The sequence below is a fragment of the Streptomyces sp. NPDC046557 genome, from assembly GCF_040645975.1.
Classification (GTDB): Bacteria; Actinomycetota; Actinomycetes; order Streptomycetales; family Streptomycetaceae; genus Streptomyces.
Genome location: NZ_JBEYZH010000001.1, coordinates 1,017,541 through 1,032,293 on the forward strand (window position 1 = coordinate 1,017,541; position 14,753 = coordinate 1,032,293).

A 14,753-nucleotide genomic window follows, 5' to 3' on the forward strand; every position below is an offset into this window, starting at 1 on the left:
CAGACCAGAAACAGGCCGATGTGCGATCGGCGGATACAGGGGGCGCCCGATTCCGTTGGAACGTCCATGAAGGCAATCACATACAACGCGTACGGAAGTCCCGCGGAACTGTCGCTGGTTGACGTACCGCACCCCCGCGTCGGCCCCGGCGAGGTCCTCGTCCGCGTCAAGGCAGCGGGCGTCAATCCGGTGGACTGGAAGCTCGCCGCCGGTTTCCTCGACTCGACGCTCGAAGTGCGCTTTCCCGTCGTACCCGGCTGGGACGTGGCGGGTGTGGTCGAGGCGGTCGGCGACGACACCTTCGACTACTCCGTCGGCGACGAGGTCTACGGGTACGTCCGCAAGGAGTGGGTGGAGCTGGGTACTTACGCCGAGCTGGTCTCCGCGCCGGTCCGGACGATCGCGCACAAGCCCCGCAACCTGAGCTTCGAAGAGGCCGCGGGCATCCCGCTGGCCGGTCTGAGCGCCTACCAGTCGCTGACCAGGGTCGGCGCGAGCGCGGGCGAGACCGTCGTCATCCACTCCGCGGCGGGCGGCACCGGGTCCTTCGGCGTGCAGATAGCGGTGGCACTGGGCCTGCGCGTCATCGGCACGGCCGGCGCGCACAACCACGACTACCTGCGCTCGCTCGGCGCCGAGCCCGTGCTCTACGGCGAGGGGGTCGCGGACCGGATCCGCGAACTGGCGCCCGAGGGCATCGACGCGGGCCTCGACTTCTACGGGGACGGCATCGAGCTCCTCCAGCCGCTGGTCAAGAAGCGCGACCGGGTGGCGTCCCTGGTCGACCCGGACGGTGCGGCAAAGGGGGCACACCGCCCATGGGCCCGGCCCGACAGCGCCGATCTGACCTTCCTGGCGGACTTGGCCGATGCCGGGAAGCTGACGGTGAACGTGGCGCACGCCCTGCCGCTCGACGAGGCGGCCAGGGCGTGGGAGCTGAGTGCCACCGGCCGGATCCGGGGCAAGATCGTCCTCACCGTCTGAGGGCGGGTCGCGCCGACGCGCGGGCGGACGGGCGGGCAGACAAACGAACAGGCGAAGGGGCAAACGGACAAACGGACAAACGGCCGCAGGCCGCCCGGAGCGGAAGGCTCCGGGCGGCCTGCGGGCTGCGGGCTGCGGGCTGCGGGCTGCGGGCTGCGGTCCCACTCAGGCGGGTTCGCTCACGTAACGGTTCGCCGGACGGGCCAGGCCGTAGTTCTCGCGCAGGGTGCGACCCGTGTACTCGGTTCGGAACAGGCCGCGGCGCTGGAGGATCGGCACGACGTGGTCGACGAAGTCGGTCAGGCCGGTGGGCAGCACGGGCGCCATGATGTTGAAGCCGTCGGCGGCGCCCCGCGTGAACCACTCCTCCAACTGGTCGGCGATCTGCTCCGGGGTCCCGGCGAAAACCCGGTGGCCGCGGCCGGCGCCGAGGCGGGCGATCAGCTCGCGCAGGGTAAGGCCGTCGCGCCGGGCGAGTTCGGCGACAAGCGTGAAACGGCTCTTGTTGCCGTTGATGTCGCGCTCCTCGGGGAGTTCGGGCAGCGGACCGTCGAGGGGGAGGCCGGTGAGGTCCGTGCCGAGCATGCCGGAGAGCTGCGCCAGTCCGTACTCGGGCACTTGGAGGTCGGTGAGCTGCTGCTCCAGGGCCTTGGCCTCGGCCTCCGTGGACCCGATGACGGGCGCGATGCCGGGCAGCACCAGCAGGTCGCTGTCGGCGCGACCGTACTTGGCGAGGCGGGACTTGAGGTCCTTGTAGAAGGTCTGGCCGTCGGCGAGGGTCTGCTGCGCGGTGAAGACCGCCTCGGCGTACCGGGCGGCGAACTCCTTGCCGTCCTCGGAGGAGCCGGCCTGCACCAGGAGCGGGTGGCCCTGCGGGGAACGCGGCACGTTGAGCGGCCCGGCCACGCCGAAGTGCTCGCCGCGGTGGGCGGCCGGGTGCAGCTTGTCGGTGTCGGCGTAGATGCCGCGCTCCTTGTCGAGGACGATCGCGTCGTCCTCCCAGCTGTCCCAGAGCTTGGTGGCGACGTCGAGGAACTCGCGGGCGCGCTCGTAGCGCAGGCGGTGCTCCAGGTGCTCGTCCCGGTTGAAGTTGCGGGCTTCGTCGACGGTGCCGGAGGTGACGATGTTCCAGCCCGCGCGACCGTTGCTGATGTGGTCGAGGGAGGCGAACTTGCGGGCGGTGTGGAAGGGCTCGTTGAAGGTCGTCGAGACGGTGGCGATCAACCCGATGTGTTCGGTGACTGCGGCGATGGCGGAGAGCAGGGTGAGCGGCTCGAAACCGCCGAGGGCGTTGTAGCGGGCCTTGCCCCAGAGGGCGAGGCCGTCGGCGAAGAAGATCGAGTCGAGCCGGCCGCGTTCGGCGGTACGGGCCAGTTCCTGGAAGTACCGCAGGTCGGTGACGCGCTCGGGGCTGCTGTCGGGATGGCGCCAGGCGGCGTCGTGGTGCCCCGCGTTCATCAGGAAGGCGTTGAGGTGGAGGGTCCGCGGTGCGGTCATGATCTGTTTCCTCGGGGTGGGTACGGGTGGTGCGCGGGTCGGGCCGGACGCCGCGGGTCGGCGGGGACTCCGCGGGTCGGGACTCCGGAGGTCAGGCGGGGACGCGCCAGAGGCTGAGGCGGCGTTCGACGGTGACGAGGAGCTGGTTGAAGGCCACTCCGATCGCGGAGATGGTCACGATGCCCGCGTACATCTGGGGAATGGCGAAGTTGAACTGCGAGGCGTTGATCAGATAGCCCAGCCCCGCCTTGGCGCCGATCATCTCGGCGGCGACGAGGACCAGGATCGACACCGCACCCGCCAGCCGGATGCCGGTGAAGATGGCGGGCACCGAGGCGGGCAGGATCACCTTCTGGAAGAGCCGCGGCGTGGACAGGTCCATCGAGCGGGCCAGTTTCACCAGCGTCGGGTCCGCGTTGCCCACCGCGCTGATGGTGTTCAGCAGGATCGGCCAGACGCAGGCGTAGACGACGATCGAGACCTTGGACGTCTCGCCGATGCCCAGCAGCAGGACGAAGACCGGCAGCAGCGCGAGGGCCGCCGTGTTGCGGAAGACCTCCAACAGCGGCCCGAGCAGGACGGCGACCGGCCGGTACCAACCGATCAGCAGGCCCAGCGGGACCGCGAGGGCGACGGCGATGGCGAAACCGCCGAACGAACGGACGAGGCTGGCCTGGGTATGTTCGGCGAGTTGTCCGTCGCCGAGCAGCTCCCACCAGGCGCGGGCCACTTCGCTGACCGGGGGCAGGAACGTCGCGTCGACCAGACCCAGCCGCGGCGCCGCCTCCCAGACCGCGAGCAGGGCGATGATCGCCGCCGAGCGCAGCAGCGCCGAGCCCAGCCGGCGCAGCGTCGAGGCGCCGACGGCTGCCGCGCGGCCCGCCGGGCGGTCCGGGGCCGGCTGGGCCGGCGGCGTCGGGCGCGCGGGGCTCCGTACCGCCGCGGTGGGTGCGGTGGCCGGGGCGACGGGCGGTACGACGAGGGGCGTGGTGTCGGTTCCGGTGCTCATACGGTGGCCTCCTCCTTCTCCAGTTCCTGGGCGCGGGCCACTTCGTCGTGCAGCAGCGTCCAGATCTCGTGCCGGTAGCGGGCGAACTCGGGGCTGGAGCGCAGGTCCTCTCCCGTCGCCCCGGCGCCGCGGGCGCCGAACGACACGGGGACGACCGCTTTGACGCGCCCGGGGCGGGAGGTGATGACGGCGACCCGCTGACCGAGGTACACGGCCTCTTCGATGCCGTGGGTGATGAACACGACCGTCTTTCCGGTGCGCTGCCAGATGCGCCGCAGCTCGTCCTGGAGCGCTTCGCGGGTCTGGGCGTCAAGGGCGGCGAACGGCTCGTCCATCAGCAGCACGTCCGGGTCGTAGGCGAGCGAGCGGGCGATCGCGACGCGTTGGCGCATACCGCCGGACAGCTCGTGCGGGTGCCGGTCCTCGAAGCCGGTCAGGCCGACGAGGTCCAGGAACTCCCGGGCCCGTTCCTTTCGTTCACCGCGTGGGACGCCCCGCGCCTCCAGGCCGAACTCGATGTTGCCGAGGGCGGTCCGCCAGGGCAGCAGCGCGTACTGCTGGAAGACGATGCCCCGATCGAGGCCGGGACCGGTGACGGGCTCGCCGTCGAGCACGATCCGTCCGGAGGTGGGCCGGGTGAGACCGCCGAGGAGGTCCAGGAGGGTGGATTTGCCGCAGCCGCTGGGGCCGACGACCACGAGGAACTCGCCCGCCTCGATCTCCAGGTCGATGCCGTCGAGGGCGGTGAACTCCCCCCTGTTCCCGCCGTCCTTCTTGTGCTTGGTCGGGAAGGTCTTCGTCACGGAGTCGAACACGATCTTCGCCATGGCGGTCGTCAGCCCTTCCCCAGCGCGTTGAACTCGTTGGTGTAGAGATCGCCCGGCTTCAATTCGCCCTTCTTGATCTCGCCGCGCCCGCCGAGCCAGTCCAGCCAGAGCTGGAACTCCTTGTCGGCGATGCGGCCGCCGGTCTCGGCGACCCCGTACGAGCGCCAGTACTGGAGGGTCGAGGTGTCCTCGTTCCGGCCGCGCTTCTTGATGATCTCCGTCATCCGGGCGATGACCTCCTCGCGCGGGGTGGTGCGGGACCACTCGATGGCCTTGGCGACCCCGGTGGTGAAGGTCCGTACGGTGTCGGGGTTCTCCCTGATGAAGCGGCGCGTCATCACGTACGAGCCGGCGCTGAACGCGCCCAGCAGCTCGAAGTCCTTGAACAGCGGGCGTATCCCGCCGGTCGCCAGGGCCTTGTCGCGCAGGACGCCGCTGAGCACGCCGACCTCGATCTGCTTCTGCCTGAGGGCCTGTTCCGTGTTGACGGGCGGGACGACGAGGGATTCGACCTTGTCTCCGTCCGCCTTGGAGAGGCCGTTGCGCTCCAGGTAGATGTCGAGGAGGGCCTGGGCGTGGGCGCCCAGGGTGTTCATGCCGACCTTCTTGCCGATCAGGTCGCGGGCGGAGCGGATCGGGCTGTCCTCCAGGACGTAGTAGCCGAGGTACGTGTCCTTGTCGGAGCCGTAGTAGGAGATGACGGCCTGGATCTGGGCCTTGCCGGCGGCCAGCTTGACGATCGCGCCGTTGAAGGCTCCGCCGAAGTGGGTCTGGCCGGTGGCGGCGGACTGGATGTCCTGGGGGCCGCTGATGGTGTTGCCGACCCATTCGAGGCTGAGTCCGCCGAGGTAGCCGAGGTCGGCGGCCAGCTCGGGGAGGGTGACCGCGCCGACGGCGCCCTGGTACTTGAGGGTGGTGACCTGCTTGCCCTGGCCGCCGGAGCCGCCGGTGGCGGTGGCCGTGCCGCAGCTCACCGCGGCCGCCGAGATGCCGAGCAGGGTGAGGAACTGGCGCCGGGAGGTGGGGGTCGGGGTGAAGGCTGCGGGCATGGCTGGTCCTTGTCGCGGGCTGTGAAGGGTCGCGGGATCTGTGGAGGGTTGCGGAATCCGTGGAGGGTTGCGGAATCCGTGGAGGGTTATGGGGCGGGGGTCAGGGCGGCGGGGTCCGCGGCGCGCAGGGCGTCGGCGAACTCGTCGACCGCCTGGAAGAGGTCCAGCTCCGCCTCCGGCCGCAGTCGGTCGGGACCGGCGCCGCGCTCGACCGCGGAGTCCAGGACGAACCGGCCGGCGGTGACGTGGCGGGCGCCGAGCGCGGCGAGGACCGGGCGCAGGGCGTAGTCGATGGTGAGGACGTGGGCGAGACTGCCGCCGGTGGCGAGCGGCAGCACGGTCTTGCCCGCGAGGCCGTCCTGCGGGAGCAGATCGAGGAACGCCTTGAGCAGGCCGGTGTACGAGGCTTTGTAGACCGGCGTCGCGATGACGAGGCCGTCGGCTGCGGCCACGGCTTCGAGGGCGCGGCGGATCTCCGGCTCGCCGCGGCGGGCGGAGAGGAGGTCTGCGGCGGGCAGCTCGCGCAGGGCGAGGTGCCCGGTCTCGAAGCCGGCATGGGTGAGGCGGCGTCGGACGTGGTCGGCGACGACGGCGGTACGGGAGTGGACGGACGGGCTGCCGGTGAGGGCGAGCAGTCTGGGCACGGGGAGCTCCTGGTGCGACGGGGCGGGGAAGGGGCGGTCGGCGGAGACCGGGGCGGCGATCGGTCAGGCCGTGGCCGGTCAGGCCGTGACCGTGGAGGCGCCCGAGGCGATTCCGAAGGCGGGGTCGGGCACGTTCTCCGGGCTGATCAGGCGGGACGGGACCCCGTCCGGGCCGACCGGGATGTCGCCGTCGACGGTGACGCGGCGCAGGGTGCGCTCGTGGTTGTCGGAGTCGTCGACGCCGTAGTGCTGGGTGGCGCGGTTGTCCCAGATCGCCACGTCACCGGTCTGCCACCGGTGGCGGACGGTGTTCTCGGGGCTCTCGACGTGCGCCTGGAAGAGGTCGAGGAGAAGGCGGGAGTCGCGGCCGGTGAGGCCGCTGATCCGCTGGACGAAGTTGCCGAGGAGCAGGGTGCGTTCGCCGGTCTCGGGGTGGACGCGGACGACCGGGTGCTCAGTGAGGAACTTCGTGGAGGTGAACACCTCGCGGTACTGGGCCAGTGCCTCGGGGAGGGCGTCGGGGCGCAGGGCCGCGTAGTCGTACTCGTTGGAGTGGACGGCGCGCAGGCCGTCGGCGAGGGCGCGGAGCGGCTCGGGGAGGTGGGCGTAGGCGGTGGCGGTGTTGGCCCAGAGGGTGTCGCCACCGTACGGGGGGATGGTGACGGCGCGCAGGATGGAGAAGGCCGGGTACGCGGGCACGAAGGTGACGTCGGTGTGCCACTGGTTGGCGCGGGCGCCGTGGTGGGAGTCGATGCCGAGGGCGTAACGGCCGTCCGCGGAGGGGACGGTGGGGTGCGCGACGGGGGTGCCGAGCAGTTGGGCGAAGGCTTCGTGGCCGGCCTCGTCGAGGTGGTCCTGGCCGTGGAAGAAGACGACCTTGTGGGCGAGTAGCGCGGCGCGGATCTCGGCGACGGTGGTGGCGTCGAGGTCGCCGCCGAGGCGGACGCCGTCGATGTGGGCGCCGATCCGGCCGCCGATCTTGGTGACGGTGACGGCGGCGGTGGCGATGCCGGTGGCGGTGGTCATGAGAGCTCCCTGGAGGTGCGTACGGGTTCGTTTTCCGCAGCGGAAGGGACACCGGGCACGGGAAAGGTGCCGGTGCGGGGCAGGGGTGTGGCGAAGGGGCGCGCGGCGGCATGGCGGGGCGCGGCGGGGGGCGCGGCGCTCAGGCGCGGCGGGGGTGCGACGGGGTCGCGGCGGGGGCGCGGCGCTCAGGCGCGGCGGGGGGCCGGACAGCGGCCCTGACACTCGCCCGGCGCGGTACAGGAGCCGGGGGTGTGGAGCCGCGGGGCGAGGTACTCGTTCGCGGACATGTCCCGGAGCGTGTCAGCGGGCCGGCCGGTGGTCAACCCCCGTGTGGAGTCCTCTGATCGGGCCGCACCGAGGGCGTCCACAGGGGGCTGACCTGGGCCTTCGCCCGTTCCCAGGGGCGCGGCGGGGCATCCGGAACGGCCGAAAAGGGTGGCCGGATTTCACGCCTCTGCAACGCCCCCGCCACGGTGGCCCCCGCACCCCCTCCCCCGGCCGGCCCGCACGCCCCCGGCCGGCCCGCACGCCCGTCCCCGCGGGCGCGGGGTGGGCGGCTCGGCGGGCGCCCTTCCCGACGCCCGTGCCCCCGGGCAGCGATCTGGCCGCCACCCGGGTCCCGCCCGTGGCCCTGGGGCGGCCGCAGATCCGGAGCCGGGCCCCGCCTCCGGGCCGGCGCGCGGGGACCGGACGGCCGTCACGACCGGTCCCCGGCCGGGACGGCCCTCGGGGCCGGGGGCCGCGCGGGCCCGCGCGGCGGAACTCCCGACCGCCCGTGGCCGGGCGGCGCGCCGGGCCGAGGGGCAGCGGGGCCGTCGGCTCGGGTGGCCGCCGGGCTCACCGGACACGGCCGGCGGGGCCGAGACCGCGCCGGCGGGTGAGGTCTGACCTGCGAGTGCGAGATCACATCCGGCGGTTATGGTCTCGATTGAGCGGCCCCCCTAGCATTCGAGCCATGACGGTCCTGCCTGACGACGGGCTCTCCCTGGCCGCCGAGTTTCCTGACGCGACACATGAGCAGTGGCAGCGCCTGGTTGAGGGCGTACTGCGCAAGTCGGGCAAGGAAGTCACCGGCGAGGCAGCTGAAGACGCGCTGTCCACGACACTCGAGGACGGGCTCCGCACCCGCCCGCTCTACACCGCACGCCCCGGCGAGGACGCGACCGGTTTCCCCGGGTTCGCCCCCTTCGTACGCGGCGGCCGGCCCGAAGGCACCTCCGCCTCCGGCTGGGACGTGCGCCAGCGGCTCGCCGGGACCGATCCGGCGCGGGTGAACGAGGCCGCGCTGGCCGACCTGGAGAACGGCACCACCTCCCTGTGGCTCACCGTCGGCGAGGGCGGCCTCCCCGTCGCCGGCCTCGGCCGCGCCCTGGAGGGCGTCTACCTCGACCTCGCCCCCGTCACCCTCGACGCCGGCGCCCGGTACGCCGACGCGGCCCGCGCGTTGCTGGCCCTGTACGCCGAGCGCGGGGTGGCTCCCGAGTCCGCCCGCGCCTCCCTCGGCGCCGACCCGCTGGGCCATGAAGCCCGTACGGGTGAACGGCTGGACCTCGCCGAAGCCGCCGCCCTCGCCGCCGAGACGGCCGCCGCCTGGCCCCACGTACGGGCCCTGACCGTGGACGCCCTCCCCTACCACGAGGCCGGCGGCAGCGCCGCCGAGGAGCTGGGCCTGTCGCTGGCCACCGGCGTGGCGTACCTGCGGGCCCTCACGGAGGCCGGTCTGGGTCTCGACGCGGCCCTCGGGCAGCTGGAGTTCCGTTACGCCGCGACCGCCGACCAGTTCCTGACCATCGCCAAGCTGCGCGCCGCGCGCCGCCTGTGGGCCCGGGTCGCCGACGCCTGCGGCGCCCCGGACGCGGGTACGCAGCGCCAGCACGCGGTGACCTCGCCGGTGATGATGACCCGGCGCGACCCGTGGGTGAACATGCTGCGCACCACCGTCGCCTGCATGGCGGCGGGCGTGGGCGGCGCGGACGCCGTCACCGTGCTGCCCTTCGACCACGAGCTGGGCCTGCCGGACGCGTTCGCGCGCCGGATCGCCCGCAACACCTCCACCATCCTGCTGGAGGAGTCGTACCTGGCCCGGGTGATCGACCCCGCCGGCGGCTCGTACTACGTCGAGCAACTCACCGACGAACTCGCCGAAGCCGCTTGGGAGTTCTTCCGGACCGTCGAGAAAGCGGGCGGCCAGGCGAGCGCCCTGCGTTCCGGTCTGGTCGCCGAACGGCTCGCCGCCACCTGGGCCGTGCGCTCCGCGAAGCTGGCGAAGCGCCGCGAACCCATCACCGGCGTCAGCGAGTTCCCGCACCTGTCGGAGAAGCCGGTCGCCCGCGAGCCCGCCCCCGCGGGCCCGACGGGCGGTCTGCCGCGCGTCCGGCGCGACGAGGCGTACGAGGCGCTGCGCGCCCGCAGCGACGCACACCTGGCGGCCACCGGCGCCCGGCCGAGAATCTTCCTCGCCGCGCTCGGCCCTGCGGCCGCGCACACCGCCCGTGCCACCTTCGCCGCGAACCTGTTCCAGGCGGGCGGCGTCGAGCCGGTCCACGACCCGGTGTCCGTGGACCCGGACACGGCCGCCGCGGCGTACGCGGCGAGCGGCGCGGACGGCATGGCGGTGCTGTGCTCCAGCGACGCGCTGTACGAGGAGCAGGCCGAGGCGGTGGCCGCCGCGTTGCGCTCGGCGGGCGCGACGACCGTGTTCCTGGCCGGGAAGCCCGGCACCGCGCAAGCCGCAGTGGACGAGTACGTCTTCGCCGGCTGCGACGCCGTCGCCGTACTGTCCTCCGTACTCGACCGGATGAAGGTGGCGTCTTGAGCACCGCGATCCCCGATTTCTCCGAGCTCCCGCTGAACTCCGGGGCGGCCCCGGCCGGTTCCGAGGAGCAGTGGCGGGCCGCCGTCAAGGAGTCCACCGGCACGGCCGCCGCGGACCTGCTGTGGGAGACCCCGGAGGGCATCGGCGTGAAGCCGCTGTACACCGGGGCCGACCTGGAGGGGCTCGACTTCCTGCGGACGTACCCGGGCGTGGCCCCGTACCTGCGCGGCCCGTACCCGACGATGTACGTCAACCAGCCCTGGACCATCCGCCAGTACGCGGGTTTCTCCACGGCGGAGGAGTCCAACGCCTTCTACCGGCGCAACCTCGCGGCCGGCCAGAAGGGTCTGTCGATCGCGTTCGACCTGCCCACGCACCGCGGTTACGACAGCGACCACCCGCGGGTGACGGGCGACGTCGGCATGGCGGGCGTGGCGATCGACTCGATCTACGACATGCGGCAGTTGTTCGACGGGATCCCGCTGGACAAGATGACGGTGTCGATGACGATGAACGGCGCGGTGCTGCCGGTCCTCGCGCTGTACATCGTGGCGGCGGAGGAGCAGGGCGTCTCCCCCGACAAGCTCGCCGGGACCATCCAGAACGACATCCTCAAGGAGTTCATGGTCCGCAACACCTACATCTATCCGCCGAAGCCCTCGATGCGGATCATCTCGGACATCTTCTCCTTCACCTCGCGGAACATGCCGAGGTACAACTCCATCTCGATCTCCGGGTACCACATCCAGGAGGCGGGGGCCACGGCCGACCTGGAGTTGGCGTACACCCTGGCGGACGGGGTGGAGTACCTGCGCGCCGGACAGGCGGTGGGGTTGGACGTGGACGCGTTCGCACCGCGCCTGTCGTTCTTCTGGGCGATCGGCATGAACTTCTTCATGGAGGTCGCGAAGCTGCGCGCCGCGCGTCTGCTGTGGGCGCGGCTGGTCAAGCAGTTCGACCCGAAGAACGCCAAGTCGCTTTCGCTGCGCACCCATTCGCAGACCTCCGGCTGGTCGCTGACCGCGCAGGACGTCTTCAACAACGTGACGCGCACCTGCGTGGAGGCGATGGCCGCGACCCAGGGCCACACCCAGTCGCTGCACACGAACGCGCTGGACGAGGCGCTCGCCCTGCCGACGGACTTCTCGGCGCGCATCGCCCGCAACACGCAGTTGCTGCTCCAGCAGGAGTCGGGGACCTGCCGGACGATCGACCCGTGGGGCGGCAGCGCGTACGTGGAGAAGCTCACGTACGACCTGGCGCGTCGGGCGTGGCAGCACATCCAGGAGGTCGAGGCGGCGGGCGGCATGGCGCAGGCCATCGACGCCGGCATCCCGAAGCTGCGCGTGGAGGAGGCCGCCGCGCGCACGCAGGCGCGGATCGACTCTGGGCGGCAGCCGGTGATCGGCGTGAACAAGTACCGGGTGGAGAACGACGAGGCGATCGAGGTCCTCAAGGTCGACAACTCCTCGGTGCGCAGCCGGCAGATCGAGAAGCTGCGGCGGCTGCGCGAGGAGCGGGACGAGGCGCGTACGCAGGACACGCTGCGGGCGCTGACGAACGCGGCCGGCCGCGGGGACGGCAACCTCCTCGCGCTGGCGGTGGACGCGGCGCGCGCCAAGGCGACGGTCGGTGAGATCTCGGACGCACTGGAGAAGGTGTACGGGCGGCACGCGAGCCAGATCCGTACGCTCTCCGGTGTGTACCGCACCGAAGCAGGCGAATCCCCGTCCGTGGAGCGCACGCGCGCCCTGATCGACCGGTTCGAGGAGTCGGAGGGCCGTCGTCCGCGCATCCTGGTGGCGAAGATGGGCCAGGACGGGCACGACCGCGGCCAGAAGGTGATCGCGACGGCCTTCGCCGACCTGGGCTTCGACGTGGACGTCGGCCCGCTGTTCCAGACCCCGGAGGAGGTGGCCCGCCAGGCCGTCGAGGCGGACGTCCACGTGGTGGGCGTGTCGTCACTGGCGGCCGGTCACCTGACCCTCGTCCCGGCGCTGCGCGAGCAGTTGGCGGAGGAGGGCCGCGAGGACATCATGATCGTGGTGGGTGGGGTGATCCCGCCGGCGGACGTCCCGACGCTGCTGGAGATGGGCGCGACGTCGGTCTTCCTGCCGGGCACGGTGATCCCGGACGCGGCGCACGACCTGGTGACGCGGCTGGCCGCGGATCTCGGTCACGAGCTGTAGGGGCGGGCGCGACACGATGGCTCCGAAGATCGACGTCGAGGCGTACGCCAAGGGGGTGCTCGACGGGAAGCGCGCGTTCATCGCGCGCGCCATCACTCTCGTCGAGTCCACCCTGGCCGCCCACCGGGCGCCGGCGCAGGCGCTGTTGACGGAGCTGTTGCCGCACTCGGGGCGGGCCCGGCGGATCGGTATCAGCGGGGTGCCGGGGGTCGGCAAGTCGACGTTCATCGACGCGTTCGGCACGATGCTGACGGGTCTGGGCCACCGGGTGGCCGTCCTGGCCGTGGACCCCTCGTCCACGCGGACGGGCGGTTCGATCCTGGGCGACAAGACCCGGATGGAGCGGCTCGCCGTCGACCCGGCGGCGTTCGTGCGGCCTTCGCCGTCGGCGGGGACGCTGGGCGGGGTCGCCAAGGCGACGCGTGAGTCGATGATCGTGATGGAGGCGGCGGGTTACGACGTGGTCCTCGTCGAGACCGTCGGCGTGGGCCAGTCGGAGACGACGGTGGCGGGGATGGTCGACTCCTTCCTGCTGCTGTCGCTGGCCCGTACGGGCGACCAGTTGCAGGGCATCAAGAAGGGCGTCCTGGAACTGGCGGACGTCTTGGCGGTCAACAAGGCGGACGGTCCGCACGAGCGGGACGCGAAGGCGGCGGCGCGCGAACTGTCGGGCGCGCTGCGGTTGATGCACCCGGCGGACGCGGCGTGGACCCCACCGGTCCTGACCTGCAGCGCGCGCGAGTCGGCGGGTCTGGACGAGGTCTGGAACCGGCTGGAGCAGCACCGGCGGCTGCTCGACGCCGGCGGGCGCCTCGCCGCCAAGCGGGCGGCGCAGCAGGTGGAGTGGACGTGGTCGATGGTCCGCGAGGAGCTGCTGGAGCGGCTCCGGGGGAACGCGGCGGTACGGGCCCTCGCGCCCGACCTCGAAGCGGCGGTCCGGGACGGGTCCTTGACCCCCACGCTGGCGGCGGACCGGATCCTGGGCGCCTTCGGCGGGAGCTGACCGGGCGCGTCCGCCCGGCCCCTCGACCCCCTCGGCCCCGCCGGTGTTCGAGGCGCCGGGCCGGCGAGCCGGGCGCGGGCGGCGCCGCCGCGCCCGATCGGCTTCGGTCAGGCCCCGACCAGCACCGGGTCGCCCGAGGACAAGGCCGCGCGGAGCACCCGGGACCGCTCGGCGGGGTCATCGGTGGCGAGCAGCGCGGACAGGACCGCGATACGGGCCTGGCCGGCCCGCAGGGTGCCGGTCGGCACGGCTCCGGCGGCGACCAGGTCGACCGCGCCGCCGTGCGTGTAGATCTCGGTGACCGGACCGGCGGCCACGCGCGTGGTGAGGGCGACGAGGACCCCGCGGGCGACGGCGGCGGCGACCGCTTCCACGATCTCCGGCGTCGCGTTGCCGGCGCCCGTCCCGATCAGGACGATCCCGCGCGCCCCCGCCTCCACTGCGGCGTTCAGCAGCGTGGCGTCGCCGTCGGCGTGGTGCATGACCATGTCCACGCGCGGCGGGAGTTCCGGCATCGGCGGCAGCGCGAGCGGGGCCGGACGCTGCGGGGTGCGCAGCACGGTGACCTTGCCGAAGCCGATCTTGCCGAGCAGTTCCTTCGAGGGGTCCGCGAACGCGTCCAGGGCCACGGCCTGGGTCTTGACGGTGCCGCGCGCTGCGTGCACCCGGCCGGCGAAGGCGATCAGCACGCCGAGGCCGCGTGTGGCGGCGGCGGTCAGCAGCGCGTCGTAGAGGTTGCCTGGCCCGTCCCCGTCGGCGGAGCCCATGGGCAGCTGGGAGCCGGTGAAGACCACGGTGCGCGGGTCGTGGTGGTGCAGGTCGAGCAGGAAGGCCGACTCCTCCAGGGTGTCGGTGCCGTGCGTGACGACGATGCCGTCCACGTCCGGGTCGGCCAGCACCTCGTGGACCGTGCGCAGCAGGGTGAGCTGATGGGCGGTGGTCAGCCGGGGGCTGTTCACGCTGAAGAGGTCGACCACCTCGACGGTGACCCCCTCGGGCAGGGGCGCGGTGGCGATGACCTCGCTGCCGTCGGCCTCGGCGGCGAACCCGGAACCCTGCCAGCGGCTGGCTATCGTTCCGCCGGTGCTGATGACGACGACGCGTCCCATCCCGGTCCCACCCTTCTCTCGTACGACATCCGCACAGATTTGCTACAACCGGCAATGATAGAGAGATCTACGCGCAATGCGATTGCCTATTGCGGCTCCACCGCAACATTGAGTGGGCGATAATTGCGTGATGGACGCCATCGATCGAGAAATCTTGCGCGAGCTCCAGCGAGACGGCCGGCTCAGCAACCAGGAGCTGGCCCAGCGCGTGGGGCTGACCCCCTCGCCCTGTATGCGCCGGGTGCGGCAACTGGAACAGGACGGCGTGATCCAGGGCTACCACGCCGTCATCGACCCGGACGCGGTGGGCCGGGGCTTCGAGGTGCTGGTCTCGGTCGAGGTGCGCCGCGACCGCGCCGCCGTGGAGGCTTTCGAGGCGGCGCTCCAGGACATCCCCGACGTCATCGAGGCGTACCGCCTCTTCGGCAGTCCCGGCTGCCTGCTGCGCATCGCCGTGGCCGACCTGCGGGCCTACGAGCGCCTGTGGATCGAGCAGCTCACGGCCCTGTCGGGGGTGACCGAGGTCAACTCGCAGATCATCATGAAGCGGATCAAGGAGCCGACCGGGCTGCCGGTGTAGCGGACGCGGCGCGGCGGGCCG

12 protein-coding genes are annotated in these 14,753 nt (G+C 72.4%); 5 read left to right on the forward strand and 7 right to left on the reverse strand.

Annotated features, from left to right (window positions below; genetic code table 11):
- Window positions 1-66 precede the first annotated feature (66 nt).
- Window positions 67-984, forward strand: coding sequence for an NADP-dependent oxidoreductase (locus tag ABZ934_RS04765; RefSeq protein WP_361308463.1), 918 nt, complete (start codon window positions 67-69; stop codon window positions 982-984).
- A gap of 165 nt (window positions 985-1,149) precedes the next feature.
- Here ABZ934_RS04765 and ABZ934_RS04770 read toward each other — a convergent pair whose 3' ends face one another.
- From ABZ934_RS04770 to ABZ934_RS04795, 6 genes are all read right to left on the reverse strand, one after another.
- Entirely contained in the window at window positions 1,150-2,481 is a 1,332-nt protein-coding gene (locus tag ABZ934_RS04770) for an LLM class flavin-dependent oxidoreductase (RefSeq protein ID WP_361308465.1), read from the reverse strand.
- 91 nt (window positions 2,482-2,572) lie between these two features.
- Window positions 2,573-3,490, reverse strand: a complete 918-nt coding sequence (locus tag ABZ934_RS04775; protein WP_361308467.1) for an ABC transporter permease — start codon at window positions 3,488-3,490, stop codon at window positions 2,573-2,575.
- Window positions 3,487-4,317 (reverse strand): ABC transporter ATP-binding protein, encoded by an 831-nt coding sequence (locus ABZ934_RS04780; RefSeq protein WP_361308469.1) that lies wholly within the window; start codon window positions 4,315-4,317, stop codon window positions 3,487-3,489. The genes ABZ934_RS04775 and ABZ934_RS04780 overlap by 4 nt, the downstream gene beginning before the upstream one ends.
- Window positions 4,318-4,325: 8 nt before the next feature.
- Window positions 4,326-5,366: an ABC transporter substrate-binding protein gene (locus ABZ934_RS04785; RefSeq protein WP_361308471.1), complete on the reverse strand. Its 1,041-nt coding sequence runs from the start codon at window positions 5,364-5,366 to the stop codon at window positions 4,326-4,328.
- 86 nt (window positions 5,367-5,452) lie between these two features.
- The gene (ssuE, locus tag ABZ934_RS04790) at window positions 5,453-6,010 is read right to left on the reverse strand and encodes an NADPH-dependent FMN reductase (protein WP_361308473.1); all 558 of its coding nucleotides are present in this window, start codon (window positions 6,008-6,010) and stop codon (window positions 5,453-5,455) included.
- A 78-nt stretch (window positions 6,011-6,088) separates the two neighbouring features.
- On the reverse strand, window positions 6,089-7,036 hold the full coding sequence (locus ABZ934_RS04795; RefSeq protein ID WP_361308475.1) for a TauD/TfdA family dioxygenase: 948 nt from the start codon (window positions 7,034-7,036) through the stop codon (window positions 6,089-6,091).
- Between the two features lie 955 nt (window positions 7,037-7,991).
- Between ABZ934_RS04795 and ABZ934_RS04800 the strand changes: the two genes are divergently transcribed.
- From ABZ934_RS04800 to meaB, 3 genes are read left to right on the forward strand one after another with little or no spacing between them, the layout of a single operon-like run.
- Entirely contained in the window at window positions 7,992-9,851 is a 1,860-nt protein-coding gene (locus tag ABZ934_RS04800) for a methylmalonyl-CoA mutase family protein (protein ID WP_361308477.1), read from the forward strand.
- Complete coding sequence (scpA, locus tag ABZ934_RS04805) at window positions 9,848-12,040, forward strand: methylmalonyl-CoA mutase (protein WP_361308479.1); 2,193 nt, start codon at window positions 9,848-9,850, stop codon at window positions 12,038-12,040. The genes ABZ934_RS04800 and scpA overlap by 4 nt, the downstream gene beginning before the upstream one ends.
- A 16-nt stretch (window positions 12,041-12,056) precedes the next feature.
- Window positions 12,057-13,043 carry a methylmalonyl Co-A mutase-associated GTPase MeaB gene (gene meaB / locus ABZ934_RS04810; protein ID WP_361308481.1) on the forward strand — a complete coding sequence of 329 codons (987 nt, stop codon included), beginning with the start codon at window positions 12,057-12,059 and terminating at the stop codon, window positions 13,041-13,043.
- Window positions 13,044-13,150: 107 nt separating this feature from the next.
- Here the strand turns inward: meaB and ABZ934_RS04815 are convergent, their stop codons facing one another.
- Window positions 13,151-14,152, reverse strand: a complete 1,002-nt coding sequence (locus tag ABZ934_RS04815; RefSeq protein ID WP_361308483.1) for an asparaginase — start codon at window positions 14,150-14,152, stop codon at window positions 13,151-13,153.
- A gap of 130 nt (window positions 14,153-14,282) precedes the next feature.
- On the opposite strand from ABZ934_RS04815, the gene ABZ934_RS04820 reads away from it, so the two are divergent.
- Window positions 14,283-14,732, forward strand: a complete 450-nt coding sequence (locus ABZ934_RS04820) for an Lrp/AsnC family transcriptional regulator (RefSeq protein WP_361308485.1) — start codon at window positions 14,283-14,285, stop codon at window positions 14,730-14,732.
- The last annotated feature ends 21 nt before the right edge of the window (window positions 14,733-14,753 follow it).